The 24,273-nt window shown below is 62.5% G+C and carries 21 protein-coding genes; 12 read left to right on the top strand and 9 right to left on the bottom strand.

The annotated features are described in order from the left end of the window. Nucleotides 1–92: 92 nt before the first annotated feature. Nucleotides 93–590, top strand: coding sequence for a hypothetical protein (locus M3484_RS12390; protein WP_249497090.1), 498 nt, complete (start codon nt 93–95; stop codon nt 588–590). A gap of 26 nt (nt 591–616) precedes the next feature. Here M3484_RS12390 and M3484_RS12395 read toward each other — a convergent pair whose 3' ends face one another. Continuing rightward, nucleotides 617–1,369, bottom strand: coding sequence for an SDR family oxidoreductase (locus tag M3484_RS12395; RefSeq protein ID WP_249497091.1), 753 nt, complete (start codon nt 1,367–1,369; stop codon nt 617–619). Nucleotides 1,370–1,474: 105 nt separating this feature from the next. Here M3484_RS12395 and M3484_RS12400 point away from each other — a divergent pair, with 105 nt between their 5' ends. Next, a complete protein-coding gene (locus M3484_RS12400; RefSeq protein ID WP_249497092.1) occupies nt 1,475–2,401 on the top strand; it encodes an AraC family transcriptional regulator in 927 nt (308 codons plus the stop codon). A gap of 136 nt (nt 2,402–2,537) precedes the next feature. Here the strand turns inward: M3484_RS12400 and M3484_RS12405 are convergent, their stop codons facing one another. After that, a complete protein-coding gene (locus M3484_RS12405) occupies nt 2,538–2,891 on the bottom strand; it encodes a winged helix-turn-helix transcriptional regulator (RefSeq protein WP_249497093.1) in 354 nt (117 codons plus the stop codon). A gap of 149 nt (nt 2,892–3,040) precedes the next feature. Between M3484_RS12405 and M3484_RS12410 the strand changes: the two genes are divergently transcribed. The 6 genes from M3484_RS12410 (at nt 3,041) to M3484_RS12435 (ending at nt 8,358) form a co-directional block, all read left to right on the top strand. Continuing rightward, nucleotides 3,041–3,925 (top strand): NmrA/HSCARG family protein, encoded by an 885-nt coding sequence (locus tag M3484_RS12410; protein ID WP_249497094.1) that lies wholly within the window; start codon nt 3,041–3,043, stop codon nt 3,923–3,925. Nucleotides 3,926–4,085: 160 nt separating this feature from the next. After that, entirely contained in the window at nt 4,086–4,529 is a 444-nt protein-coding gene (locus tag M3484_RS12415) for an RrF2 family transcriptional regulator (RefSeq protein WP_249497095.1), read from the top strand. Between the two features lie 5 nt (nt 4,530–4,534). After that, entirely contained in the window at nt 4,535–5,422 is an 888-nt protein-coding gene (locus M3484_RS12420) for an NAD(P)/FAD-dependent oxidoreductase (protein WP_249497096.1), read from the top strand. 40 nt (nt 5,423–5,462) lie between these two features. Beyond that, nucleotides 5,463–6,098 carry a class I SAM-dependent methyltransferase gene (locus M3484_RS12425; RefSeq protein ID WP_249497097.1) on the top strand — a complete coding sequence of 212 codons (636 nt, stop codon included), beginning with the start codon at nt 5,463–5,465 and terminating at the stop codon, nt 6,096–6,098. Between the two features lie 435 nt (nt 6,099–6,533). Continuing rightward, the gene (locus M3484_RS12430; RefSeq protein WP_249497098.1) at nt 6,534–6,749 is read left to right on the top strand and encodes a hypothetical protein; all 216 of its coding nucleotides are present in this window, start codon (nt 6,534–6,536) and stop codon (nt 6,747–6,749) included. 571 nt (nt 6,750–7,320) lie between these two features. Then, entirely contained in the window at nt 7,321–8,358 is a 1,038-nt protein-coding gene (locus M3484_RS12435; protein WP_249497099.1) for a fatty acid desaturase, read from the top strand. A gap of 99 nt (nt 8,359–8,457) precedes the next feature. Here M3484_RS12435 and M3484_RS23650 read toward each other — a convergent pair whose 3' ends face one another. The 3 genes from M3484_RS23650 to M3484_RS12450 all read right to left on the bottom strand — a co-directional run bounded on the left by M3484_RS23650 (nt 8,458) and on the right by M3484_RS12450 (nt 9,440). Next, the gene (locus tag M3484_RS23650; RefSeq protein WP_283258414.1) at nt 8,458–8,883 is read right to left on the bottom strand and encodes a DUF982 domain-containing protein; all 426 of its coding nucleotides are present in this window, start codon (nt 8,881–8,883) and stop codon (nt 8,458–8,460) included. After that, the gene (locus M3484_RS12445; RefSeq protein ID WP_249497139.1) at nt 8,846–9,052 is read right to left on the bottom strand and encodes a cold-shock protein; all 207 of its coding nucleotides are present in this window, start codon (nt 9,050–9,052) and stop codon (nt 8,846–8,848) included. Before M3484_RS12445 ends, M3484_RS23650 begins: the two co-directional genes overlap by 38 nt. Before the next feature lie 205 nt (nt 9,053–9,257). Next, entirely contained in the window at nt 9,258–9,440 is a 183-nt protein-coding gene (locus tag M3484_RS12450; RefSeq protein ID WP_249497101.1) for a hypothetical protein, read from the bottom strand. Nucleotides 9,441–10,567: 1,127 nt separating this feature from the next. Between M3484_RS12450 and M3484_RS23655 the strand changes: the two genes are divergently transcribed. Both M3484_RS23655 and M3484_RS12455 read left to right on the top strand, forming a co-directional pair. After that, nucleotides 10,568–10,702 (top strand): hypothetical protein, encoded by a 135-nt coding sequence (locus tag M3484_RS23655; protein ID WP_101754912.1) that lies wholly within the window; start codon nt 10,568–10,570, stop codon nt 10,700–10,702. Continuing rightward, complete coding sequence (locus M3484_RS12455; protein ID WP_249497102.1) at nt 10,699–19,125, top strand: glycoside hydrolase family 94 protein; 8,427 nt, start codon at nt 10,699–10,701, stop codon at nt 19,123–19,125. Before M3484_RS23655 ends, M3484_RS12455 begins: the two co-directional genes overlap by 4 nt. A 39-nt stretch (nt 19,126–19,164) precedes the next feature. On the opposite strand, the gene M3484_RS23800 is transcribed toward M3484_RS12455, so the two are convergent. The 4 genes from M3484_RS23800 to M3484_RS12475 all read right to left on the bottom strand — a co-directional run bounded on the left by M3484_RS23800 (nt 19,165) and on the right by M3484_RS12475 (nt 22,018). Beyond that, nucleotides 19,165–20,052 (bottom strand): transglutaminase family protein, encoded by an 888-nt coding sequence (locus tag M3484_RS23800; protein ID WP_349306274.1) that lies wholly within the window; start codon nt 20,050–20,052, stop codon nt 19,165–19,167. A 236-nt stretch (nt 20,053–20,288) separates the two neighbouring features. Then, a complete protein-coding gene (locus M3484_RS12465) occupies nt 20,289–20,600 on the bottom strand; it encodes a hypothetical protein (RefSeq protein WP_249497104.1) in 312 nt (103 codons plus the stop codon). After that, complete coding sequence (locus tag M3484_RS12470; protein WP_249497105.1) at nt 20,593–20,868, bottom strand: hypothetical protein; 276 nt, start codon at nt 20,866–20,868, stop codon at nt 20,593–20,595. Before M3484_RS12470 ends, M3484_RS12465 begins: the two co-directional genes overlap by 8 nt. A 415-nt stretch (nt 20,869–21,283) precedes the next feature. Continuing rightward, nucleotides 21,284–22,018, bottom strand: coding sequence for a Crp/Fnr family transcriptional regulator (locus M3484_RS12475; protein ID WP_226937577.1), 735 nt, complete (start codon nt 22,016–22,018; stop codon nt 21,284–21,286). Between the two features lie 180 nt (nt 22,019–22,198). Between M3484_RS12475 and M3484_RS12480 the strand changes: the two genes are divergently transcribed. Next, nucleotides 22,199–22,408 (top strand): hypothetical protein, encoded by a 210-nt coding sequence (locus M3484_RS12480; protein ID WP_249497106.1) that lies wholly within the window; start codon nt 22,199–22,201, stop codon nt 22,406–22,408. A 135-nt stretch (nt 22,409–22,543) separates the two neighbouring features. Beyond that, nucleotides 22,544–24,124, top strand: coding sequence for a chaperonin GroEL (gene groL / locus M3484_RS12485; protein WP_249497107.1), 1,581 nt, complete (start codon nt 22,544–22,546; stop codon nt 24,122–24,124). The last annotated feature ends 149 nt before the right edge of the window (nt 24,125–24,273 follow it).

Here is a 24,273-nt window from a genome sequence, read left to right on the forward strand (position 1 = left end):
CGGCGTATCCGCGACAGTCGCAGCCCGGCTGTCGCCTCGCCCGCCAGACATCGGCGGTGGCCCTTCAACCAACATCATCTCAGGAAAATATCATGTTCGGGATCTCACACCTGGGCTGGCTGCACACGCTTGGCAGCCTGCCGGCCATTCCGCTTGCGCTTTGGATGCTTGCCCGCCACGGGAGGATCGTGCCCCGATCCGGTGCTGGTGTGGCCTGGTTCATCTTCATGGCGATCGGCGGGCTGACGGTCTTTCTGATCGCAAAACAGCCGGTCAGCATCGGGGTTGGCGTCGTGACCCTGGTGCTGCTTGTCGCAGGCTATACGGTCGGGCACGTATCGGCACTTGGCCGCGCCGCCCGCTACCTTGAGACCATCTTTCTGAGTTTGACAGTCTTCCTGTTGCTGGTGCCGTCGGTCAACGAGACCCTGACCCGGGTGCCAAATGGCAATCCCATCGCGAAGGGACCGGAATCGCCGATCCTGTTGGGCGCGCTCGGCACGCTGCTCGTCCTGCTCATCGTCGGGTTGACGGCGCAGATTCTGCATCTGCGCCGCTCCGGAAGTAACTTCGACGCCGTGCCGCGTTAAGACTTAAGCGCGCGCCCTGTCCGGCCTCAGCCTTTGAACAAGGCCACGGCATCGGCGCCTGCGGGTACGCGCATGGGTGCGGTCGGGTCGGTCGCGACGCGCCAGATCGCCGCAGCCACATCTTCCGCTCTGGTCAGCTCATCTTCTGACCCGCCGGCCAGCCGCGCAAAGACCGCCTGAACCATCTCTGCATAGGGTTCCGGGAAGCCGCCAGCCTGCGTCAGGCGTTCGCGGGCATTGGCGCCAAAGGCGGTGCCCGGCGCCTGGCCCGGCAGCACGACATGGGCGCGGATCCCGAACGGAGCGAGCTCCAGCGCCATCACCGCGGTCAGCGCATTCACGGCCGCCTTGCTGGCGGTATAGACCGACAGCAGGTCGTAATTCTTCAGCGTCACGCTGGAGGTCACGTTGATGATGACCCCCGCGCTGCGTGCGCGGAACTGCGGCAACACGGCCTGGATCATGGCGATGGTGCCGAAGGTGTTGGTCTCAAAGATGTCGCGCACGACGTCGATCGGCGTGCCTTCAACCGCGTTCAGCCAGCCGATACCTGCATTGTTCACCAGCACGTCGATCTCGCCTGCGGCTGCCACCGCCGAGGCGATGCTTGCGGGGTCGGTGACGTCCAATGGCAGGATCTTCAGCCGCTCAGAGGCAGGAAGAAGGTCAGCTTTCGGGGTTCGCATTGTGGCGATGACGTTCCAGCCTTCGGCCAGGAAATGCCGCGCGGTCTCCAGGCCGAAGCCCGAGGAGCAGCCAGTGATCAGAATGGTGGGCATGGGGAGGTCCTTTCTCTGTTGCCCTCCCGATCTAGCCATCCTGTAGTCGACGACCTATAATCCGAAGTCCGATATGATTTATCGAAAGTCCAAACTGAGCTCGCCATGACTGATCCGCTGACCCAGATCGTGACCTTGCTGCGTCCCGGCGCGCCCTATGCCAAGATCGCCAGCGCTTCTGGTGCCTGGCGGGTGCGTCGGGATGAGGACAGTATCGTCTTCTACAACCTGACTCTTGCGGGGCAGGCGCTGCTTGAAGTGGACGGGCGCCCGCCGATCCTTCTTGAGGAGGGCGACTTCGCGCTGATCCCGGCCGCCACGCGCTTCACGATCTCAAGCCCTGATCCCGTCCTGCCGGCAGGGCAGTTCTCCGAGCCTGTGCTGCTTGCGCCCGGGCAGGTGCGCATCGGTGATCCTGATCTGCCTGTCACGACGCAGCAGCTTGTCGGCCACTGCACCTTTGGCGCGCGTGATGCCGCGCTGCTGCTGACGCTGCTCCCCGATTTGGTTGTGATCCGTGGCGAGGCGCGGCTCGCGATGCTGATCCGCTTGGTTGCCGATGAGGCGCGGGCGGTGCGGCCGGGCCGCGAGGTAGTGCTGGAACGGTTGCTGGAAGTTCTGCTGATCGAGGCTTTCCGCGCATCCAGCGGCATCACGGCCCCGCCAGGCCTGCTGCGGGGGCTTGGTGATCCGCATCTTTCCACCGCCTTGCGCGCCATGCACTCCGATCCGGCGCGATCCTGGACGGTGGCGGAACTGGCCCGCTCTGCGGGCCTGTCACGTTCTGCCTTCTTTACGCGGTTCGAGCGCGAGCTCGGGCTTGCCCCGATGGCCTATCTGACCGGCTGGCGGATGAGCCTCGCCAAGGACCGGCTGCGGCGAGGGGACGGCAGTCTGGCCGAGATCGGCGCGGCCCTGGGTTATGGCTCGGCCAGCGCATTCAACACGGCTTTTGCCCGCGAGGTCGGTCAGCCGCCGGGACAATATGCGATGTCGGTCTCTAGGTTGGTGCCCGAGGATGTGCCGGTCTGAGGAAGGACGCGTCCTGTTCGGCCTCAAGAGCCCGGTCGAGAACCATTTATGCCGCATCATCGTTCTTTGAAGCGGTCGTTTGCTCAAGCGCGGCGAGGGGGCGTAGTTTCTCGTAAAGTGCTTGAATGATAAAGGCTTACGAACCCACTTCGTCGTAAGCGCAGCGGTGCTTCCTAATGGTCTGCAGGTTGTCGCGGACCCAGAAGTTGAACCCCTCAAGGGCGCGCAAGGCGCCGATCCCCATATCGGTCAGTTCATATTCGACGCGTGGCGGTACTTCCGGGAAATAATACCTGGCAACCAGCCCATCGCGCTCAAGGTTGCGCAGCGTAAGTGTCAGCATGCGCTGCGTCACGCCATCGACTTCCTTCTTCAGCGTTGAGAAGCGGAGCCGATGTCCCTCTGCGAGTGAAAGCCGCCAGAGCACCGGAACAGTCCACTTGTCACTCAGCAGCGCGCAGACCCCGTTTGCTGGAACGGGTCGGAACACCCGGCTATCCCCGGACCCTCGCGGCGCGTCGGCATGTATCTGTTCGTCCAAGGGTATCATCCTTGTGCCTGATGCAGGAAAATGTGCCGTCTTCCGGCGAGTTTACGTTGGTATATATGGATAGCCCTTGTTCCATGCGAGGGTATCCCATGATCGATGACAAAAGACCCATTCTGGTTTTCGGCGCCACCGGGCGACAGGGAGGATCTGTCGTCAAGGCCTTGCTGAGGGCAGGGCGGCCGGTTCGTGCGTTTGTATTGGACGCCACGGGGACCGCATCCCTGACGCTGCGGGATGCAGGCGTTGATCTTATCCAGGGCTCATTCGAGGACAGGGATGTCATCCGCTCGGCCATGAAAGATGCCTATGGTGTCTTCTGCGTATTGCCGGGGAACCTGGCCGCTGAAGACGAAGTCCGCTATGGGATCGTGATTGCGGATATCGCAGCCGAAACCGGCATCGAGCATCTCCTCTATTCCTCGGGAGCGAGCGCGGGAGATGTGCTGACGGGCGTGCCGCGCTTCGACGCCAAGCCCCGTATCGAGGCGCATGTCCGAGACCTTCCCATCACGACCACCATCATCCGGCCGATGATCTTCATGGAGATGCTGGTGCGGCCGGGCTTCGGCCTGGATCAGGGCCGGCTGGTGTCGCTGATCCGGCGGGATCAGGCGATCCACCTGACCGCGGTGGAAGATATCGGCAAATTTGCTGCCGCCGTGTTTGCCGACAGGGCTCGTTTCGGCGGTAAGACCATGAAGATCGCCAGCGACCGCGTGACAGGACGCGAACTGGAACTGGCGTTCTCTGAGGCTGCGGGTCGTCAGATCACCTATGAGCGCTTCCCCGATGAGGTTCTCGCCGCAAACGCGGACCTCGCGCATATGGCGAAGAGCCTGGAAGACGGCCCACTTTCAGAAGGGGTTGACCTTGATGCCATGCGCGAGATCAACCCGGAACTGCTCAACCTGCGTTCCTGGCTCGCGGGCAGTGGGCGTGCGGCGCTTGAGCAGGCTCTGGGAACCACAGGCTGACGGTAGCAAGTGCCGGGCGACACAGAGTGACGAGAGCTAGAGCGGCTCTGCGACCTGGTGGACATAAAGCCTTGTTCCGCAAGTCAGCGCCGGAGGTTGGCACAGTAAAGTTTCGGCATCAGCCTTGACCTTCGTCTCGAATCGTAACATGTATAGTTACATGAAACGTGACAGCCGTCTCTCCTCCGTCCTCCATGCTTTGCTGCATATGGCAGAGCATGAGGGGCCGATGACCTCAGAAACCCTCGGGCAATGCCTCGGGGCCAATCCCGTCGTCGTGCGCCGCACGATGGGGCTCTTGCGCGAGGCGGGGCTGGTCTCGGCCGAGCGGGGGCATGCGGGCGGCTGGCGCATCAGCGCCGATCTGAAGACCGTCAATCTGCGCCAGCTGCATGCGGCACTTGGCGAGCCCGCGATCTTCGCGATCGGCAACCGCAATGAGACTCCGGAATGCCTTGTGGAGCAGGCGGTGAATGCCGCGCTCGACAAAGCCTTCCTCGAGGCGGAGGCGCTTCTGCTCGACCGCTTCGCCGATGTAACCCTCGCCGATCTGGCCGCCGATTTCGCGCGGCGGCATGCGGAAAGGCGCGCAACCAGGAATTAGACCAGATGAAGGACGTAATCGTGATCGGGGGCAGCTACGCCGGAATGGCAGCCGCCCTGCAGCTTCTGCGTGCCCGGCGCAAAGTGCTGATCATCGACGCCGGAGAGCGGCGCAACCGGTTTGCCAGCCACTCGCATGGTTTTCTGGGCCAGGACGGGGTCGATCCGGCGGTCATCCATGCGAATGCCCGCAATCAGCTGACGGCCTATCCGACGCTGGAATGGATGGAGGGCAGGGTAATCGCCGCCTCGGGCCGGAAGGACGATTTCATGGTGGAGACGGCTGGTGGGATCCAGCACCGCGGCCGACGTCTGCTGTTGGCGACTGGGGTGCGGGATGAGCTAACAGCGATTCCGGGGCTGGCGGATCGCTGGGGGCGGTCGGTGTTTCATTGCCCCTATTGCCATGGTTACGAGCTGAACCAAGGCAGGATCGGCGTCATCGGAACGGGACCGATGTCGGTCCACCAGGCGCAACTGCTGCCGGAATGGGGTGAGACGACCCTGTTCACCAACGGCGTCACGCCCCTTGATGCCGAGGCGGAAGCGGATCTCGCCCGTCGTGGGGTCACGGTGGAGCGGCAGCTGATCGCAGAGATCGAAGCGGAGGCCGAGGTGGTGCTGACCGACGGGCGCCGACTGAACTTCGCGGGTCTGTTCACCGCGCCACGCTGCACGCCGGCAAGTGATCTGGCGGCGAAGATGGGCTGCAGGCTGATCGAGACACCGATGGGCCTGCAGATCGCGACCGGAGAGACGAAGGAGACCGATCTGCCCGGCGTCTTCGCCTGCGGCGATGCGGCCCGGGTGCCGCATTCGGTGTCGCTCGCGGTCGGCGATGGCGCCTGGGCGGGGGCACAGCTCCACCGCTCGCTGGTTTGGCCCGAAGGCTGATAGCTGCAAGTCCGCCGGTTCGAAATTCAAGGAGGTTACCATGACCGACACCGATCCCCGTACGCATTGGGACGAAATCTACCGCACGAAGCGCAGCACGTCGTCGGGGCAGCCGAGCAAGCTGCTGGTGCAGATCTCGGAAGGCCTGACCCCGGGGCGATCTCTCGATCTCGGCTCGTCGAATGGCGACGATGTCGTCTGGCTTGCGACGCAGGGCTGGCAGGCGCTCGGGGTCGACATCTCAGTCGTCGCCTGCGACCGTGCCACGGCGCGCGCCGCGTCGCTCGACCTGCAGAATCGCGCCCGGTTCGAGGCGCGGGATCTGGGGCAGGGCGTGCCGGACGGACCTTTCGATCTGATCACTGCGCTCTATTTCCAGAGCCATGTTGATCTGCCGCGCGCCCAGGTGCTGCGGGAGGCAGCCGGACAGGTCGCGCCTGGCGGCCATCTTCTGATCGTCTCACATGCTGCGCCGCCGCCCTGGGCGAGTGCGGAGATGCTGGCGAAAGCAGATCCGTTCCCAACGGTGGACGAAGAACTGGAGGTAATCGCGGATGCGCCAGAGGATTGGATCATTCTGAGGGCCGAGAAGGTCTCGCGTCAGGGAAAAGGCCCTGATGGCGCATCGGCTGAGCTTTGGGACAACCTGATCTGGCTGGAGAGATGCGCCGCCTGACGAAAAGCCTGCGACGGGAGGTGGGCTTTCAGGATGAGGTCCGCTGAGGCGCTGTTGCCAGAAGCTGCACCTCCACAGGCATCGGGGATGTGCTCACGGCGAAGACGGGCTCGGCCGCCGCGTATGAAAACCAAAGTGCGGCGAACAAACCTAGGCGTTTCAATTCGTTGGTGCAGGCGCGGTCGATAGCCGCATATGGCACTTTGCTGCCAGCGGGCCTCTGTCTATGCTGCTTGATGTAACCTCAGAAGCTGCCTTCCATCTTGCTCCGCAGTAAACAGCCGGCCTGGATCGCAGCGATGCGGTCATTGAGCTTCAAGATAGCCTATCCGATGGGGCTAAGCTGGTCGTGAAGGGGGTAATCTGCGCATGGCCTTGACCGGACGCCGCATTTTGCTCACCGTGCCGGTTGACCTGAAATATAGAGGAGAAGCTATGGCACTACTGGCAACTCTCCTCGCTTCGGCAGTCAGCTTTATGGGAATGGCCGCTGCCGCCCTGGCCATTCTCCGTAGCAAAAAGCTCAGGAAGCTCGGCGGGGCCGCATCGGCGGAAGAGAGGCTGAACCGCTTTGGTTTCTGTTGCGCCCTCTTGTCTGTGGGCCTGCTGATTGTTGTCATCGTCCTGGGACGCATGTTCGAGAGTATCTGACTTCTGTTAGGGCGCGGCTCAACGTATTCAGTGAGAGTGTTCGGTCTTTGTGTATGGCTGATACGGTCCATGCTTCATCGAAAATAAGCATGGTGGACGATCTCCAAGGAAATACTGGATGAGCTGCGGAAGGGCATTGAGCGCCCCGAACTTTTTCGACGATACCGGGCTGAAGAAAGTGCTGACGTTCCGGCTCATGGAACGGATGTCCTGGATCAACACGTCAGCTAAGGCGCGGAGAAACATACTGCCCCGCAGCGATCGCTGGGCGCAGGGGGCGGCCGGAGCTTGGCGAGGTTGGCCCATAGCCGCCGGTCGACCTCGACATATGCTGAATTGCCGCATTCCTGGAAGCTGCCGTTGGTCTTGCGCCGCAACAAACACGCGACCACGAGGTCGCGATACGGACGAAGCGGGCGCTCAGACCAAATCACTGTGTGAATTGTCGGTTGAAACCCTAACCCATGCCCGCTAACGGCTAGGAGCCTGAACAAACCGCTGATGTAATGGCTTTTTGCCAGGGCCGGAAATCTCTCCCTCATTGTGTCGGAGAGAAAATGTACAGGCAAAGATGACAGATCAAACCGGTCGGCTCGGAAACGCGCCTCCCCGCAACGCGCGCGCCTGGCTCAGCACCCTGGCGCGGTATCGAGAACCGATGACGGCGCGCAGCCTTTTCGAACTGGCGGCGACGCTGGTGCCGTTCGTCGCCCTCTGGGTGCTGGCCTGGGCGGCGCTTTCCGTGAGCGCATGGCTGGCGCTGGCCGTGGCGCTTCTGAACGGGGCATTCCTTGTCAGGATCTTTGTCATCCAGCACGACTGCGGACATGGGTCGTTTCTGACCAACAGAAAGGCGCAGGACTGGATCGGTCGTACCCTCGGTGTTCTGACCCTGACGCCCTATGCCGTCTGGAAGCGCACCCATTCGATCCATCACGCACTTCATGGAGACCTCGATCAGCGCGGTATCGGGGATGTGCTGACACTGACCATCGATGAGTACCGGGCACGCTCGGCCGTCGGTCGCCTGATGTATCGGCTGTATCGCCACCCGGTCGTTCTGTTCCTGCTGGGACCAAGCTATCTGTTCATCCTGCAGAACCGGCTGCCCCTGGGCCTTATGAACGCCGGCTGGCGCTACTGGACCTCGGCCATGGGCACCAATGCGATGATCGGCATTGCGCTTGGGCTGATCATCTGGTTCGGCGGCCTCATGCCGGTGCTGCTGATCTTCCTTCCCACCTCAGTCGTGGCGGCGACGATCGGGGTCTGGCTGTTCTACGTCCAGCACCAGTTCGAAGAGACCCATTGGTCTCGCGGAGAGCAGTGGCAACTCCATCATGCGGCGCTCGAGGGCAGTTCACATTATGTGCTGCCACAGCCGCTGCAATGGCTGTCCGGGAACATCGGCATCCACCATGTGCATCACCTCTATTCCCGGATTCCGTTCTATCGGTTGCCCGAAGTCCTCCGCGATCACCGCGAACTGGCAGAGGCGCAACGCCTGACCATTGGCGAAAGCCTGGCGACGGTGCGGCTCAATCTCTGGGATGAGACAGAGGGCAGACTGGTGTCCTTTGCCGAGGTTCGCGCAAGATCCTGCCTGTAGTCTTGACCAGCGACAAGGCCGACACCCTGTCTCGGTCCGAAGACAACCGGGGCTGGTCCTGCAGCAAGAAACCCGGTCGCCGCGCGCGCAGACCCTAACTCAAGCGGCCTGACGGCGAGAAAGGGCGATCAGATCCTCGGGGACGTAGCCAGCGCTGCGAGCGGCGGCGATGAAGGCACGGCGCGCGGTTCCGACCGAGCCCAGGCAGTCCATGGCAGCATCAAGATGATGCAGCGCACGTTCGCGAGCATCATCTGACACCGGCCATTTTCTGGACAGCCAGTATCTTGCCTGTTCGATGGTACTGAATTTCTGCACGTCGCCTTCCGGCGACATGACAAAGGACAGGGGTTCCCCCCAGTGGATTTCTATCAAGTCAACTCTTTCAGGGAGAAGAGAACCGGCACATTCACCATGTGCATCCGGGTTCAGGAGTACGGGCGGGTCCGGACAGCGCCGATCCCACCCGCAGCAAAGCTGCCTGGACTCAGGCGAGCGTAAGATTCGTAGCCGATTCGCGGCCATTGCGGTCGCGCTCGATGTCGAACGAGACAGCCTGACCGTCTTCAAGACCACGCAGCCCTGCGCGTTCCAGCGCGGTGACACGGACGAAGACGTCCTTGGCTCCACCTTCGGGGGCAATAAAGCCGAAGCCCTTGGTGGCGTTGAACCATTTCACGGTGCCATTGGCCATCGTGATATTCCTTTTCAAGATGCTGCCCACACAACGGAGCAGCCCGGCAAAGCTGAAGATCGAATGCTGAGCCGAAAGGAGCAGGTCCGAAAAAACATATGCTCATCCCATATAGGGCAAGGAGCATGAAATTACGAGGGGTATCTGGGCGCCCCAATAAATAACTCAGACCTGTTGCGAAAGCCGGGCGGTTTTGTGGATCACTTCAGTCGCCCGGTTCTTCCTTCACCCGTTTTTCCGGGTCTGTATCAGCGTTTGCATCCTCTTCCGCCGCCGGCTTGGACGCCGGTTTTCTTCCCCAGACGGGTTTCCGATAGGATCGCGGCGCTGATTTCTGGCTCAGAAATTCGGCCAGGTTGAACGGCGTTTTAGGCGTCGAATATCCCATATCACTTTCTCCTGATTTGCAAAGCAAAGCGGCGGAGCTGGCTCCGCCGCTTTACCTTCCCGGCTACTCTTTCTTGATGGGTGCGGACGAGCTGTAAATTAGCATCGCCTTGTCCCACCAATTCACACGGGAATCTCAACCGCCATTGCGAGGCGGTTTTCTATTCCTGGATCAGCTTGTGCAGCCGGACATAAGGCAGCATCGCCCCGCCACCAGAGGAATCGACCTCGATGGATTTTTCTTCACGCGCTGAACATGTTCTTGAGTCTGTATTTTCATTGGTGTTGCCAGCGGACCTCGCGAGTACTGGCGCGCAGTGTCTGTTCGATTTTCGCATCAAATCCCCCCTTATTTTAAGTGTTTACTTGTTCCTGACGATGCCGAAGCCATCGATGGCAGCCTGTCAGCGACGGGGCTTTCGCTTCGGTGGAGGGTCCGCAGATAGCTCTTCCTCCTTTGCCAGACGGGCAGCGCGAAGTGACTGAGTCAATTCATGGCGTTTTCGGGATTCCGCTTCGACGATGTCTCGCGCAGCGACTGTGGTTCGGTCCATGAGGTTCTCTCTGGGAGACGCGCGAAGAACCTCTTGCTTCCTTTTTTTGGCAGTCAAATCAACCCCCGCTCCATGCCGTTTTTGCAGAACTGAACTGCAAAACCACACCGGCAAAAGCCGATGTGAGATAAGAGAATTCCACGGAGATTTCTCACGAATGAGATAAATCGAGCAGTCACCCGGTCGTTCACCCGGGCAAGCTCTGCTTTTATCAAAGTAAGCAGTCGTTTCAGAAAATCAAGGCATTACAATAAATTAATTATCAAACCCAACCCGAAGCCACTCTAACCACATGATATAATGACAACTTATGAGAGCCCTTCGCTTCAGCCGCAGTAACGCTCATCCAAAGGGGTTGCTATTGAGGTCCTCTTCCATCATTCTCACGTCACAGGTTGATCTGGCGTCGAGAAAGCTCCGCCCGACGCCGTTGCCTTGCTATCCAAAAATTGCCGGCACTCCCTGAGTGAGTGAATGTGATCGCTGGTTCGAAACCTTCTCAGCCCCTTCGCATCACGCGCGGGCTGAATAATCATGCCCGCGCTTTGCGGTGCGTAAATCAAAGGATAACTATATGGCCAAGGGAAACAAACGCGGAAATCGTGAGGCGAAGAAGCCCAAACAGGTCAAGGCTGCCCCAGTAGCGGCACCTCTGTTCGAAAAAGGCGCACTGGCACCCGCTGCAGCGCCGAAGAAGAAAAAGGGTTGAGCGGCCGCCTCGGAGCAGCGGTCGAACGTATTTCTGCCGGGATGACGACCCGGGATATCGTGCCGGGTCACCCCTGGGCGGATACGGCACCTGTTCGCGCAGAGCTTTTCAGCGCCGAGCGGCTTGAGCAGCACGCGATCTCGCTGGCTTCTGCGCAGCCGGTGGCTGAACGGACAAAAAGGGTCCGGACATTGCGCCGCCGGCTGGACGACAATGCAAAGGTGTTGCTTACGGCGTGGCGCGCCAGCGCCAGTGAAGTTGCAGCCGGGCGCGAAGTGGTGCCCGCCGCGACCTGGCTTCTGGACAATTACCACCTCGTCGAGGCCCAGATCCGGGAAGTTCGCACCGATCTTCCCGAAGGGTATTATCGTCTTCTGCCAAAACTGGCGGATGGTCCATTCGCAGGATACCCACGCGTCTTCGGCGTGACCTGGGCATTCGTGGCCCATACCGACAGCCATTTCGATCCGGACATCCTGCGCCGTTACCTCGTCGCATATCAAACGGTGCAGCCGCTGACGATCGGCGAGCTCTGGGCCGTTGCCATCACCCTGCGCATCGTTCTGATCGAGAACCTGCGCCGCCTGGCGGATCAGATGACTCAGGGGCGGTCCGAACGGCTGGAGGCCGACAGCCTTGCTGATCGCATCTGTGCCCCGGGTCAGGCACATACCGCCTTGTTGCCCGAAGTGGCACGCCTCGCCGGACGCCCGCTGTCCGAGGTGTTCGCCGCCCAACTGGCCAAACGCATGCGCGACCGCGATCCGCGCACCAATCCGGCGCTCGGCTGGCTTGAGGAGACTCTGGCGACGCAGGGAACGAATATCGACACTGTCGTCCGCCACGCACAGGAACGACAGGGCGCCTCGAACGTCACTCTGCGCAATGTCATCACCGCGATGCGCAGAATTTCCGCGACCGACTGGTCTGATCTCTTTGAAAGCGTCAGCCTGGTCGAGGCTGATTTGCGCGACTATCCCGGCTATGCGGCAATGGATTTTCCCAGTCGCAATCTTTACCGCAGTGGGGTCGAGGATCTCGCGCGCGGTGTTGCACTGAGCGAGGGAGAAGTCGTCGCTTTGGCATGCCGACGGGCATCGGCAGCGCCCGCAGGGACCATGCGGGCGGATCCTGGTTGGTCGTTGATCGCGGCAGGAAGACCGGCCTTTGAACAGGAGATCGGCTTTCGCCCCCCTATCCATCTGAGGTTTCGCAGATGGGGGATCGCAGCGGGCCTGCGTGGCTATCTCGGCGCTATCGCGGTTCTGACGCTGGTCTTGCTATCGCTGTGCGCCATGTGGATCTCAGGTGGAATTGTCGGGGCTCTCTGGCTTCTGGCCATGGTGCTGCCGGCCAGCGGAGTTGCGATGATGCTGGTGGACCGCATCGTGGGCGCCGGTGTCGGGGCGACCCTGTTGCCGGGCTTAGATCTGCGGGCAGGTGTGCCGTCCGAGTTTCGCACGGTTGTCGCGGTCCCGGTATTGGTGTCTGGCGACGATGATCTGCGTGCGCAAATAGAGGCGTTAGAGGTTCATCATCTTTCTGGTGCAGGCGGCGATCTGACGTTCATTCTGCTGACGGACAACGTTGACGCCCCGCATGAGGTCATGCCGGACGATGCGGCACTGCTGGAACAGGCGACAGAGGGCATCGCAGCCCTGAACCGTCGCCATCCGCCTGGTCCGGCGGGCCCGCGTTTCCTGCACCTGCACCGCCCCAGGCAGTTCAATGCGTCCGAGGGCGTCTGGATGGGGTGGGAGCGCAAGCGCGGCAAGCTGCACGAATTGAACCTCTTGTTACGGGGGGCAACGAATACGGGGTTCCGAGAAGCCGATGGGCGCGTGCCCGTCGTTCCTGCCGATGTGCGCTACGTCATCACCCTGGATGCCGACACGCGGATGCCGCGCGACACGGCGGCGCGTCTGATCGGCAAGATCGCCCATCCGCTGAACCGTCCGATCTTTGATCCCGCACTGGGCCGGGTGACCAGCGGCTACGGTATCCTGCAACCTCGTGTCACCCCATCGCTGGAGCCAGGCATGCCCGCCACGCTCTATCAAAGGGCGACCGCAGGGCCGGGCGGGATGGATCCCTATGCCTCGGCGGCCTCGGACCTGTGGCAGGATCTGTTCGGCGAGGGGTCTTTTACCGGCAAGGGTATCTATGACATCGACGCCTTCGAGGCGGCGATGCGGGAGCGAGTGCCCGACAACACCCTGCTGAGCCATGACCTGCTGGAGGGCATTTACTCCCGCGCGGGTCTGGCCTCGGATGTCGAACTGATCGAGGCCTTTCCCGGCCGTGTTGACGTTGCCGCGCGCCGCCAACACCGCTGGACGCGGGGCGACTGGCAGCTTTTGCGCTGGCTCTTCGCGCCCGGAGTGCCGGCTCTGGGACGGGTCAAGATGGCCGATACGCTGCGCCGCTCGCTGATCGCACCGTCCATGCTCGCGGCGCTGACACTGGGGTGGCTGTTGCCAGAGGAGGCTGCGCTGAACGCCACGCTGCTGCTGTTGGCCGCGCTGGCGTTGCCGGTGGTCTGGCCGACGATCCTTTGGGTGATCTCGCGCCGGTCGGGCTTGGACCCCTCCAGTCATCTGCGCCAGTCGGCGGGCGATCTGGGGCTAGCTGGCTTGCGGGTCGGGCTGGCTGCGACTTTCCTCGCCGATACAGCCTGGCGCATGATGGATGCCATTCTGCGCAGTCTGTGGCGGACCGGTGTCTCTCGCCGCTATCTTCTGGAGTGGACAACTGCAGCCCAGGCATCTGGCCGGGCGCGGCCCGGGCTTTGGAGCCTTTCACTCTTCATGGCCGGCGGGATGGGGTTGGGCGTAATTCTGGTGACCGGCGCCGTGACACTGGCGCCTGCTGCGGCCCCGTTGGCGCTGCCGTTTGCGGCGTTGTGGCTTTGTGCGCCGTTCATCGCATTCCGGATCAGCCGTCCATCTGCCTGCCCGCAACAGAACACCCTGTCCCCCGATGCCGCGCGTGACCTGCGCGTGATCGCCCGTGCGACCTGGCGCTATTTCGAGACCTTCGTGACGGCGGATCACAGCCATCTGCCACCCGACAACCACCAGGAAGTTCCCGTGCCGCTGACTGCGGCCCGCACCTCGCCCACGAATATGGGCCTCTATCTGCTGTCCTGCGTGGCCGCCCGCGATTTCGGCTGGATCGGAACCGTCGAGGCGACAGAAAGGTTGGAGGCGACCCTTGCCACGATGCAAAAACTGCCGAAGCATAAAGGGCACTTCTACAACTGGTATGGGACGGCAGATGGGCAGGTGCTCAACCCGGCCTATGTCTCATCGGTCGACAGCGGGAATCTGGCGGGGCATCTGATCGCTCTGGCAAACGCTTGCGAAAGCTGGGCAAGCGATGAAGGCTGGCCGGACAGCAACACCCAACGCGCGGGCCTTGTCGATACACTCCAACTTGCCCGGCAGTCACAAAATGGCGGCGGAGTGCCCGTCAGCGGCCTCCTGGACGGGTTGGAGGCTGCAATACTCATGCCCGGCGAAAGCGTCGCCTGGCCCGCCATCCTTCGCCTGGCCGTAAAGGCCAAGGGGGCATTGGCGAACGAACCATTTGCCGATGATCTTCGCGAATGGTTGCAGGCCCTGTGCGACCAGTGCGCGCGCAACGCTCATCCCTATGATCCCGCCGCGCTGCCGCCGCGGCTGCACGCATTGGCGGCGCAGGCGCGGGCCATGGCTCTGGCGATGGATTTCGCCTTTCTCTTCGATCCAGACCGCAAGCTTCTGTCGATCGGCTGGTCCCGCAACGACAATGCCCTCGACGAGAGCTGCTATGACCTTCTGGCCTCCGAGGCGCGGCTGGCCAGCCTGTTCGCCATCGCAAAGGGCGATGTGCCGGTGCGCCACTGGTTCCGGCTGGGCCGATCCGCCACGCCCGCGCGCGGCGGGTCGGTGCTGGTATCCTGGTCCGGCTCGATGTTCGAATATCTGATGCCGGCATTGGTGATGGAGGAGCCATCGGGCAGCCTGCTCGATCAGACCAACCGGCAGGTTGTGGCCGGGCAGCGCGCCTACGGCCGCCGGCATGGAGTCCCCTGGGGCATATCGGAATCCGGCTTCAACGCCCGCGATCTGGATATGAATTACCAGTACTCCACCTTCGGTATCCCGGGAATGGGGCTGAAGCGCGGCCTTGCCACCGATCTGGTGGTGGCGCCCTATGCCACCGGGCTTGCGACGATGTTCGCCCCGGCCGAGGCTCACCGCAACTATGCCGCGCTGGCGGCGGCTGGAGGCCGTGGTCGCTACGGGTTTTATGAGGCGTTGGATTTCACGGCCTCGCGGCTGCCCGAAGGCGAAACCGTTGCCGTGGTTCGCAGCTATATGGCGCATCATCAGGGCATGTCCATCGTCGCCATCGCAAATGTCCTGCAGTCTGGGCGCATGCGGGCGCATTTCCATGCCGAGCCGATGATCCGCGCGACCGAGCTTGTCTTGCAGGAACGCATCCCGCGCGACATCCCTGCCGTGACGCCGCGCCTTGAAGCCGTGGCGGTGCCCGACAGCCCGAGCGCGCTGGATATGCAGCGGATGGCGCTGATCGAAGGCACCCCACAGGGGCCGCCGGTCGCCCATATCCTGTCGAACGGCAGTTATGCGGTGATGCTGACAGCAACGGGCGGCGGCTATAGCCGTTGGGGCGGCATCGCCATGACGCGATGGCAGGCGGATGCCACGCGTGACACCGGCGGCACGCGGATCTGGCTACGCGATCTACAGAGCGGCCAGCTGCATTCCGTCGAGGGCGCGGCAGACGACGACCAGCGCGAGGTGCAGTTCTTTGAGGACCGCGTCGGCTTCTTAGGCAGGAAAGGCACTCTGTCCATAGCGATGGATGTGCTCGTTTCAGGCGAGGATGATGCCGAAGTGCGCCGGGTTGCGATCACTTCCACGTCCCGCCGTCCGCAAGAGGTAGAACTGACATCCTATGCTGAACTGGCCCTGACCACACCGGCTGCGGATGCTGCGCATCCCGCCTTTGCCCGGATGTTCGTGCAGACCGAATACCTGCCGGAGTTCGGCGCCGTCATCGCGACCCGCAGGCCGCGTTCCCCTGATGAAACCCCGGTCTGGGCGGCCCATTTTCTGGTGGTGGAGGGTGAGCTTTCCGCGGCGATGGAATTCGAGACCGACCGCGCTACTTTTGTCGGGCGCGACAATGACCTGTCCTCGGCGCAGGCTCTGATCCCGGGGAGCCGGTTGGAGGGAGGGATCGGCACTGTGCTGGACCCGGTCTTTGCGCTGCGTCAGCGGGTCAGGATCCCGGCAGGCGGCACGGTGAAACTCGCGTTCTGGACAGTGGTCGCGCCGACCCGCGATGCGCTCACCGACCTGATCGACCGACACCATGACCGCAATGCCTTTGATAGGGCAAGAACACTCGCCTGGACCCAGGCACAGGTTCAACTGCGCCATCTCGCGATCACACCGGTGCAGGCAGCCGGCTTCCAGCGCCTCACCGCGCCGATCCTCTGTTCGGATATGCGTTTCCGGGCGCGTGCCGATCTTGTTGCCACGGGCGCAGGCAAGCAATCTGCACTTTGGCCGATGGGCGTCTCGGGCGATCTGCCCATCGTGCTGCTGCGCATCGACGATGCCGCCGATATCGCGCGGGTGCATGAGATGCTGCTGGCGCAGGAATATTGGCGTGGCAAAGGCCTGGCGGTGGATCTGGTAATCCTCAACGAGCATCCCGCCTCCTATGTTCAGGGCCTGCAAACGGGGATCGAGGCGGCGCTGAGGGGCTCGCGGGCGCCGGATGGCGGTGGAGGTGGGCAAACACATGCCCTGCGCGCCGATCTGATCTCGCCCGAGGCGCGGTCGCTGCTGATCTCGGTGGCGCGGGTGCATCTGGTGGCGCGGCGCGGCACCCTGGCCGAACAGATCGCTGCAATCCTTGCAGATGATATTGGCGAAGAGGCGCCCCCGGCGACACGGGCGCGGCAACTCCCTGCCACGGCCAGCCCACCAGCGGTCGAAGAACTGGAGTTCTTCAACGGCATCGGCGGCTTTGCGCGGCAGGGCCGGGAATATGTCACGATCCTTGACGGCAGCATCCCGACACCGGCGCCCTGGATCAATGTCATCGCCAATGACAGCCTTGGCTTTCACGTCTCTGCCACCGGCAGCACCAGCACCTGGGCCGGGAACAGCCGCGAGAACCGCCTGACGCCGTGGTCGAACGATGCAGTGGCCGATCCGACGGGAGAGGCGTTCTACATCCGCGACGACGCCACGGGCGAGGTATTCTCGCCCACCTTCGCTCCTTTGCGTCAGGCGGGGCGTCACATCGCGCGTCATGGCTTTGGCTACAGCCGGTTTCAGCATCAGGCGGGGAACATCGGCCTTGACCTGCTGCAATTCGTGCCGCTGGCGGATCCGGTAAAAATTTCGCGCCTGACCCTGCGCAACCTGTCCGGGCAGCCCCGGCGTCTGACCGTGATCAGCTATGCCGAGCCGGTGATGGGCCCGTCACGCGCGGGCTCGGCGCCGTTCCTGACCACCGAACGCGACGGTGAGACCGGCGCGCTCTTTGCCCGCAATCCTTGGAACACGGCCTTCCCTGACCGTGTGATGTTCGCCGATCTGGCAGGCGCGCAAAGCGGGTTCACCGCCGACCGCACCGGGTTTCTGGGCCGGGGCGGCGCACCCACCATGCCACTGGCGGTCAGCCACGGACAACCATTGGCAGGCCGTGCCGGATCAGGCCTCGATCCCTGCATGGCTCTGGAACGCAAGGTAGAACTGGCGGCGGGTGCTCAGATCGTCATTGACCACTTCCTCGGCCAGACGGTCTCTGTCGAAGACGCACGAACCCTGATCTGCCGCCTCCGCAAGACTGATCTTGATGCCGCGCTGGCCGAGGTCGAAGCGCATTGGGAGGCCGTGCTCGGAACCGTGCAGATCGAAACGCCTGACCGTGCGATGGATGTCATGGTCAATGGCTGGCTGCAGTATCAGACGCTGGCGTGCCGCATTCAGGCGCGCACCGGCTTCTATCAGGCCAGTGGGGCCTATGGGTTCCGAGATCAGTTGCAGGATGGCATGGCACTGACCCTGTCTCAGCCCGACCGTGTCCGCAGCCATTTGTTGCGCGCGGCCGGACGACAATTCCCCGAGGGCGATGTGCAGCACTGGTGGTTGCCGCATTCGGGGCAAGGCGTGCGCACGCGAATATCGGATGATTGCGTCTGGCTGGCCTACGCCGCCGCGGAATATATTGCGGTGACAGGCGACAGCGCGGTGCTGGACGAGCGGGTTCCCTTCATTGAGGGAGCTTTACTGGCATCGGACCAGCATGACGCCTTCTTCCAACCCGAGCCATCGGGAACCGATGCAACACTTTGGCAGCATTGCGCGCTTGGCCTCGACCGCACCATCGCGCTGACAGGTGCGCTCGGCCTGCCGCTGATCGGCACCGGCGACTGGAATGACGGCATGAACCGGGTTGGTGAGGCGGGGCGCGGCGAGAGCGTCTGGCTCGGCTGGCTGCTTCTCGATACGCTCAGCCGCGTCACTCCCCTGGCCGAGGTCCGTGATCCGGTGCGCGCCGTGCGCTGGCAGGCGCATGCGGCCGACCTCCGCGCGGCGCTGGAGCGGGAAACCTGGGACGGGGAATGGTATCGCCGCGCCACCTTCGACGATGGGGCCTGGCTAGGCTCGGCCGCTGGAACCGCGTGCCGGATCGACTCCATCGCGCAAAGCTGGGCAGTCTTGTCAGGTCAGGCCGATCCGGCCCGCGCCGCCACGGCCATGGCCTCGGTCGAACGGCATCTGATCCGCCCCGATCCGGGTATCGCGCTGCTGTTCACGCCGCCCTTTGACAATGCGGCCGCCGGCGTCGGCCCCGATCCCGGATATATTGCGGGGTATCCCCCCGGTCTGCGTGAAAATGGCGGTCAATACAGCCATGCCGCGATGTGGGCGGTACTGGCAAGGGCGAAGCTTGGCGACGGTGACGGCGCGGTGCGCCTGTTCGCGATGCTGAATCCGATCAATCATGCGCTGACCGCGGAAGACGTCGGACGATACAAGGTCGAACCCTATGTCGTGGCGGCGGATGTCTATTCAGTCGGCCCGCATGAAGGACGGGGCGGCTGGACATGGTACACCGGGTCTGCGGCCTGGATGTATCGCGCTGCGGTCGAGGGCATTCTCGGCATCCGGCGCGAGGGCGACCATGTGCGGATCGCACCGTGCCTGCCTGGGCATTGGCCGGGCTTCTCCGCAACGGTGCAGGTGGCCGGCACCGCCATCGATATCCGGGTTGCGCAGGGCCATATTGCTCCCGAAGGTTTCATCCATTCGAAGGACAACGACACACGCGTGCTGTTGGACGGCGCGCGGCACCTGGTTCGGTTGCATATCCCGCCTCAGTCCGTGTGACCGTCCACAACTGGGTTCGGGCCGCCGACCAGCGCCACGTTACGATGGGGCCTGGTCGAGGTTCTCTGCGGTTACAGTGACACTGACCGCCATTTCGACAAGTGCATCACTGTTGCCGATGAAGCTGCCCGAAACCGGGACGATCTGGCGCAGATCGCGGGCCACAGCCACCGGGATCAGATTCCTTGCACCAACACTCCGGTTGGTCGGATCGAAAGTGATCCAGCCCGCGCCGGGCACATAGATCTCGGTCCAGGCATGGGTCGAACCCGGCCCCGTGGATCCGACAAGGCTTTCACGGGGATCGAACAGATATCCGGACACGATACGTGCGCCGAACTTGAGTATCCTTGCCGCCTCCGCCAGCATGACCGCGAAATCCCTGCACGACCCCCAGCCACGGTGCAGGGTTTCAAGCGGCGATTGCGTGCCTTCGGTCTCCCGGCTCTGATAGGAAATGCGGTCGGATATCCCGTCGCTGATATCCATCAGCAGGGACAGCGTGTCGGTGCGCCAGCCATACACAAATCCCTCGACCCAGCGAGAGAAATGGCCATCGGGATCGGGATATTGAGGCATGGCGAGAGCACCGAGGTCGGTCCAGTCGTCACCGGAGTAGAGGAACGGCCAGCGCATCGCGGAGGGCGCAATGGCGAATCCTGGCGAGGGCGAAGCCGTCAATTCGATCCTCGCGCGGCTCTCGATCCGCAAGCAGGCGGTCGGCTGCAAAAACGTGGCCGTTGTGATCACATTGCCCGAGACGTCATTCGCCCATGACAGTTCCGCAGCCGGAGACAGGGAAACGTCATGGGACAGAAGGTGCAGGTCCCGGGACTCGCGTGGCCGAAGCATCATGCGGTGCGGTCCGAGGGAGACCTCGCTTCGATATCGGTAGGTGGTCGTATGAACCGTTTCGAGAAAGACCACGTGTATCCTGCTTTCGACCGCCGCTATGCCCGCAGATGATGCTTTTCAGGACTTTCGCGAAGAGCCCGGGGAAACGGGGACGGCATTCTTCCACGAATGAGACCCTTTGCAGCGTTTGCATATGCGCTCGCCGAACCCCTCGCTCCAGAACATCGTCTGGCATCGCAGGCAGGGTCGTTCCCTTGGTGCATCCGCAAGGGCGCGTTGCAGATCGTTATCGTCAGGCAGGGAATCTTTCACGGTTTTTTCGGTTCGCTCTCGATCAGTCGCGCCAGATCTCCGAGGGCGCGCTGGATCAGCTTCTGCTTACGGGCGTCCCCTGCTTCCGCAGTCTCTGCGTAGCGACGGATCAGGTATTGGGCCTTCACTGCTGCCTCCATCCATGTCACCGATGGCTCGGCGAGAAGTTGCGCTTCAAGCTCCTCCTGGCGTTTGCGCAGGGCCTCCTGATCGGCTTCGAACTCCCTGAGAGCATGACGGCGAAAATCCGTCGCCATCTGTCCTTCGGTGCTGCGCCGGGCATCAAGGCTCACCGGATCATCACTCATTCTGCGCCCCGGGCTGAGGTGCGGCCTGATCTCGCCCGATCGCGGCCTCAAGGTCTTTCTCAGTGATCGGTCGCATCTCCGCCCGACCAGCCTGTCCTGTGACAATCATATGGGTCGAGGTCCTGCGGTAGGCCTCAAAGCTCAACCCCTGCAGAAGCTCTTCCTCGACGAGGACATCATAATTTCCGGCGGGCAGCAGATCGGCGTAACCTGACAAGGTGAAAGGATGCGCGAAAGTCACCTGCTTCCTGGATGAGCGGATGTTCATCTGTAGCCTCCGATCAGGTCTGAAAAACTTGTCCGCGTGTGACGCCTTCGCTTCGGCGCGGCGACACGGCAGCGTTCTGACCATACGATCATCGTCCGCCGCCGGGGCTGATCGGTGTTAGCGTCCTCTCTGAATTATGCCTGAATCAAAAATGGATGCGACCCTCGCACTTCCGGCTCCCCGGAACGCGATGGCATGCTGAATATCGGCCCATGCAAACCTGGATCAGTCAGCCGCTCCAAGACACCGTTATACCGAAAGGCGCTGACGGGGAGCCAGTCAGCAGGTCGTAACAAGTTCCAGCGAGGCTGCGGAGCCCGCAACCGACGATATCCGGCGTGCGGATTGTGCAGCCTCGCTTGTCAGGGCGACAAGGGCGGCAAGGCCTGCCTCCTTAATGGTCGTTGCAGGCGGGTCAACGCAGCAACGGCCCTGCATGATCCATATAGCCGGTGTCGAAACCCGCCAGTGCCTGAAGGCCCTCGAAATTGTTGAAGGTCACCTTGCCTTGCCGGAACGTGACCAGCCCGTCCTCCCGCAACTGCCGCAGCACCCGGTTGACGTGAATGGCGCTCAGACCAAGGGCATCGGCCAGATGATACTGGGTTAGGGGACAGGAGAATCCCGTCCTGTCGCCGATCCCCACATGGTTCAGCCGTGCCCCGAGCTCCATCAGCAGATGCGCCATCCGCTCCACCGCTGAGCGCCGCCCGAGATTGACCAGATGCTCGACCATCATCGCCTCGTCGCGGGATGAGGCCCAGAGGACGGCGGTGGCAAGCCGGGGCGCCTCGGCAAATGCGCCGAGGATATCCGGGGCAAAGACCTCGGAGGCTTCGATATCCGTCAGCGCCTCGAGGCTGAGGTCTGACGTTCGGAACAGGATGCTGCGCAAACCCAGAAAATCGCCGGGAATCTGGAAGTTGATGACCTGCCGTCCGCCATCGGGCAGCATCTTGTAGGAGCAGGCCCAGCCTTCGGCCAGAATGTAGGCCGAAGCATTCGACTGGCCCTCGTGCATCATCTCATGCCCGGCGAGGAAGGTTCTGCGCCGCCGATGAAAGCGCGCAAGTGTCTCCAGATCCACATCCGACAGGGCCACGAAGGTCGACAGTTTCCGGGTCAGCGGACTGCTCTCAATAGGGTTCAACAGCTTCTCCCGGTTGGTGCGGAATTCACGGCAGGCAGTCGGGCAGGCTGCTCTGGATCAGTCCGGCCGACAGAACTTCCTGTCAGGGTGATGCAGCTCATCGGGATTCTGCCCCGGTCCTGATCCTCTTCTATACCAATAGGACGCCTCGCGATGCCCGGCCAGACAGATCATGCAGGAATGGCAGCACTTTCCATCTGCGAGGCTCTCCTCCTCGCCATCCATGACCACAAACTCCTTCCTGAACGCGAGATTGCAGGTGTGCTCCGCGATGCGGCCGCGGCACATGAGAATGCGGCGGGCGATGCAACAGAGATGCAGATGCATCAAAGCGTAGCCAGCCTGATCAACGGGATCATGGCCGGGATAAACCCATCCGGCCGGCCTTAGCACCGCGCTCTCTCAGGCCAGAGGGATCCCGAGACGGCGGCCATCAACAAAGGGCAGCACATCGGGATCGGTCACGCCGTTTCTCGCGGGACTATTCCCCCGCTTCCACATTGCCAGTTTTCAGGAGCGACCGACATGTCTGCGAAAGACGTTCTCTTCGGCACCGAAGCCCGTAGTCGCATGGTGAAAGGCATCGATATCCTCGCCGATACGGTCAGGATCACCCTTGGCCCGAAGGGGCGCAATGTCATCCTGGCCCGGGACTTTGGTGCGCCACGGATCACCAAGGACGGCGTGACCGTTGCGCAAGAGATCGAGCTTGCGGACAGGTTCGGGAATATGGGTGCCCGACTGGTTCGTGAAGTTGCGATCCGCACCAATGACGAGGCCGGAGATGGCACGACGACCGCCACCGTCCTTGCGCAGGCCATCGTCAGGGAAGGCATGAAGGCGGTGGCAGCCGGCATGAACCCGATGGATCTGAAACGCGGTATCGACAAGGCTGTCCAGATTGCGGTCAAAGGCATCAGGGATATGTCGCGGCCAGTTCGCGACAGTGATGAAATCGCGCGGGTCGGAACGATCTCGGCGAATGGCGATGCTGCCGTTGGCCGACAGATCGCGGATGCGATGGAGCGGGTCGGCAAGGAAGGTGTCATCACCGTCGAGGACGCAAAAGGCATCGAGACAACGACAGAAGTTGTCGAAGGCATGCAGTTTGATCGCGGCTGGCTGAGCCCCTATTTCATCACCGACGCGCAAAAGATGACCGTGGACCTCGAAGACTGCGTCATCCTTCTACTGGACAGCAGGTTATCGGCCCTCAAGCCGATGCTGTCGTTGCTCGAGGAGGTGCTGGAGGCCGACAGAGCGCTGCTGATCGTTGCGGAAGATATCGAAGGCGAGGCGCTTGCGATGCTGGTCGTCAACAAGCTCCGCGCTGGTCTTAAGGTTGTAGCGGTCAAGCCCCCCGGCTTCGGCGATGGCCGCAAAGCCATACTGGAAGATCTCGCCATTCTGACGGGGGGCGAGGTGATCTCGGCCGAGCTTGGAACGCGGCTTGAGGATGTGGCGATGGCACGGCTGGGTACGGCGAAGAAAATCCTCGTCGGCAAGGACGCCACGACCTTGATCGGCGGTCAGGGCGACAAGGCCGCGATCGCGTCTCGCATCGGCCATATCCGCGAGCAGATCGAGGGTGAAGCGTCGGATTACGAGAAGGGAAAGCTGCAGGAGCGGCTGGCACGCCTGTCGGGCGGCGTTGCCGTGATCCGCGTCGGCGGTGCCACCGAGACAGAGGTGACTGAACGCAAGGACAGGATTGACGATGCGCTCCATGCGACGCGTGCGGCTGTCGAGGAGGGCGTCGTCCCGGGCGGAGGGGTCGCGCTCCTTCTCGCCGGAAATCTGCTGGCCGATATGAAAGGCGACAATCCCGAGCAGGACGCCGGGATCAGGATCATCCGCAGGGCGCTACAGGCGCCTCTGCGCCAGATCGCCGAGAATGCCGGGATCGACGGCGCTGTAGTCGCGGGGAAGATCATCGAGGCAGGTCGCGCTGGCTTCGGGTTCGATGCGCAGGCAGAGAGCTTCGTCGACATGTTCGAGGCCGGTATCGTCGACCCGACAAAGGTGGTGCGGATCGCGCTCGAGGATGCCGCATCGATTGCGGGCCTTCTGATCACCACCGAGGTCATGATCGCTGAGCGTCGATGAGATGCACGAAAACTGCGCGAGTGGTTTCCCCGGTGGCCGCCATACGTTCTCACCGACAGAAAACACGGAATTCCGGGAATAATTCAGAAACGGCCTGCGCGATGCTAACACCCGTCAGTCTCTCGGGGCGGCCGCTGCATAATACTGGC

Origin of the sequence: Pseudomonas sp. GX19020, from assembly GCF_023371075.1 — a bacterium.
In the GTDB taxonomy this organism is placed as follows: Bacteria; Pseudomonadota; Alphaproteobacteria; order Rhodobacterales; family Rhodobacteraceae; genus Pseudogemmobacter.

Bases quoted from the DNA above. Each gene is read 5' to 3' on its own strand.
- groL (WP_249497107.1), top strand. From the start codon at position 22,544: ATGTCTGCGAAAGACGTTCTCTTCGGCACCGAAGCCCGTAGTCGCATG.
- M3484_RS12480 (WP_249497106.1), top strand. From the start codon at position 22,199: ATGGCAGCACTTTCCATCTGCGAGGCTCTCCTCCTCGCCATCCATGAC.
- M3484_RS12430 (WP_249497098.1), top strand. From the start codon at position 6,534: ATGGCACTACTGGCAACTCTCCTCGCTTCGGCAGTCAGCTTTATGGGA.
- M3484_RS12395 (WP_249497091.1), bottom strand. From the start codon at position 1,369: ATGCCCACCATTCTGATCACTGGCTGCTCCTCGGGCTTCGGCCTGGAG.
- M3484_RS12470 (WP_249497105.1), bottom strand. From the start codon at position 20,868: ATGAACATCCGCTCATCCAGGAAGCAGGTGACTTTCGCGCATCCTTTC.
- M3484_RS12450 (WP_249497101.1), bottom strand. From the start codon at position 9,440: ATGGGATATTCGACGCCTAAAACGCCGTTCAACCTGGCCGAATTTCTG.
- M3484_RS12445 (WP_249497139.1), bottom strand. From the start codon at position 9,052: ATGGCCAATGGCACCGTGAAATGGTTCAACGCCACCAAGGGCTTCGGC.
- M3484_RS12420 (WP_249497096.1), top strand. From the start codon at position 4,535: ATGAAGGACGTAATCGTGATCGGGGGCAGCTACGCCGGAATGGCAGCC.
- M3484_RS12410 (WP_249497094.1), top strand. From the start codon at position 3,041: ATGATCGATGACAAAAGACCCATTCTGGTTTTCGGCGCCACCGGGCGA.
- M3484_RS12465 (WP_249497104.1), bottom strand. From the start codon at position 20,600: ATGAGTGATGATCCGGTGAGCCTTGATGCCCGGCGCAGCACCGAAGGA.
- M3484_RS12390 (WP_249497090.1), top strand. From the start codon at position 93: ATGTTCGGGATCTCACACCTGGGCTGGCTGCACACGCTTGGCAGCCTG.
- M3484_RS12400 (WP_249497092.1), top strand. From the start codon at position 1,475: ATGACTGATCCGCTGACCCAGATCGTGACCTTGCTGCGTCCCGGCGCG.
- M3484_RS23650 (WP_283258414.1), bottom strand. From the start codon at position 8,883: ATGGCCGCGAATCGGCTACGAATCTTACGCTCGCCTGAGTCCAGGCAG.
- M3484_RS12425 (WP_249497097.1), top strand. From the start codon at position 5,463: ATGACCGACACCGATCCCCGTACGCATTGGGACGAAATCTACCGCACG.
- M3484_RS23655 (WP_101754912.1), top strand. From the start codon at position 10,568: ATGGCCAAGGGAAACAAACGCGGAAATCGTGAGGCGAAGAAGCCCAAA.
- M3484_RS12435 (WP_249497099.1), top strand. From the start codon at position 7,321: ATGACAGATCAAACCGGTCGGCTCGGAAACGCGCCTCCCCGCAACGCG.
- M3484_RS12415 (WP_249497095.1), top strand. From the start codon at position 4,086: ATGAAACGTGACAGCCGTCTCTCCTCCGTCCTCCATGCTTTGCTGCAT.